This window comes from Micrococcus sp. HMSC31B01, from assembly GCF_001816085.1.
GTDB lineage: Bacteria > Actinomycetota > Actinomycetes > Actinomycetales > Micrococcaceae > Micrococcus > Micrococcus luteus.
The window spans coordinates 1-1546 of record NZ_KV825428.1 but is presented as its reverse complement, the minus strand read 5'-3'; the positions used below and the strand labels follow the sequence as shown (position 1 = coordinate 1546).

General features: G+C 74.3%; 1 protein-coding gene and 1 pseudogene. One reads left to right on the top strand and one right to left on the bottom strand.

Features of this window, described 5'->3' with window-relative positions; translation table 11 throughout:
• Positions 1 to 428 (bottom strand): annotated as a pseudogene (locus HMPREF3105_RS11885) (ribonuclease E/G); the annotation flags it as partial.
• A 397-nt stretch (positions 429 to 825) separates the two neighbouring features.
• Here HMPREF3105_RS11885 and HMPREF3105_RS11880 point away from each other — a divergent pair.
• Positions 826 to 1485: a vitamin K epoxide reductase family protein gene (locus HMPREF3105_RS11880; RefSeq protein ID WP_070709800.1), complete on the top strand. Its 660-nt coding sequence runs from the start codon at positions 826 to 828 to the stop codon at positions 1483 to 1485.
• Positions 1486 to 1546: the final 61 nt, after the last annotated feature.

Below are 1546 nucleotides of genomic sequence, written 5' to 3'. Positions count from 1 at the left end.
AAGCGGGAGACCACGGCGCCCTCGGCCCGGTCCTCGGACTCCGAAGCGTCCTCCCGGTCCTCGGCGTCCGCCGACGCGTCTGCGGCGCCCTCCTCCGCGCGGTCGTCCTCGCGCGAGGGGCGGCGACGACGACGCGAACGCCCGGAGGTGTCCGGGTCGTCCTCGTCCTCGGAGCGCTGCCGGGACGTGGTCTCGGTGCGCAGCACCTCGATCAGGTTCGCCGGCACGGCGAACGGGTCGGTCGGGTCGACCTGCAGCGTCGGCGCGCTCGGCTCCTCGGGCGCGTCCGCGGCGTCGTCGGACGCGGGGGTCCGCTCCGGCTGAACCGCCCCGGCGGCGGTGTCCGCCGCGGTCTGCGTCACGGCCTGCTCGGCCGTCTCCTCCACGCGTTCGTCTGCGCGGGTCGTGTCCTCGTTGTTGGCCGCCATGGCAGCACCTCCCGCCGACCGACGACGCCACACTCGCCGCCGCCCGGCGTGTCCGCGTCCGCCGCCGGCCGCGTTGCCCCGGGCGCCGTGCGCCACGGGTGCGCCGGGAGGCGGACTCCGAGAAGTCATCGGGTGGACCGCGTCGACCGTCAGGGCCCGGCGCGGAACCGCTGCGCCCTCGAGATCGGGGCCTGGGCGTCACGTGCCGTCCGCCGGCCGGCGCACGGACGCACACGGGCGGGGCCCGGCGTCCACCTCCCGCGCGATGTTCGACGCGGGGGCGCCTCGGCGGCGGCCCGACGTCGGGCGCGCAGCGGGCTGCCCCGCGGTGTGGCCACGGGACGGCCAGGGCCGATTCTCTCACATCCGCCCCGGGCACGCGCCTAGAATCATGTCCATGCCTACGACCCCGCCGACGGACGACGTCCGCCTCTCCCCTGCCGACGACGTCCCCGCCGAGGAGGCCCGGCTCACCTGGTACGCCCGGCCCGCGGGCACGGCGGCGCTGCTCCTGATCACCTCGCTCGTGGCGCTGACGGCGACGATCGTCATCATCGTCGAGCGCGCCCTCCTCACCGCGGACCCGACGCACCGCACGTCCTGCGACCTCAACCCGTGGGTGTCCTGCGGCCAGGTGATGCAGTCGTGGCAGGCCCACACCTTCGGCTTCCCGAACACGTACATCGGCGTGGTCGCGTTCTCCGTGCTCATCACCGTGGGGATGTCCCTGCTCGCCGGCGCCCGTTTCGCCCGCTGGTACTGGCTGCTGATGAACGCGGGGATCCTGGCGGGCTTCGCGTTCTGTGTGTGGCTCTGGTACTCGGCCGTCTACAGCATCGGCACGCTCTGCCTCTACTGCATGATCGTGTGGGCCATGGTCATCGCCCAGCTCGTGCTCGTGACGTCCCGGAACCTGCAGACCGGCACGCTGCCGGCCCCGGCCGGTCTCGTCCGACTCGCCCGGGAGCTGGCCTGGCCCGTGATCGTGCTCCTCTACGTCCTGGTGTTCGCCTCGATCCTGCTGGAACTGGGCCTCGGGGTCGTCGGGATCGACTGAGCCCGCGCTCCCCCACCGGACGCGACGACGGCGGCCGGTCACCCCACCAGGGTGACCGGCC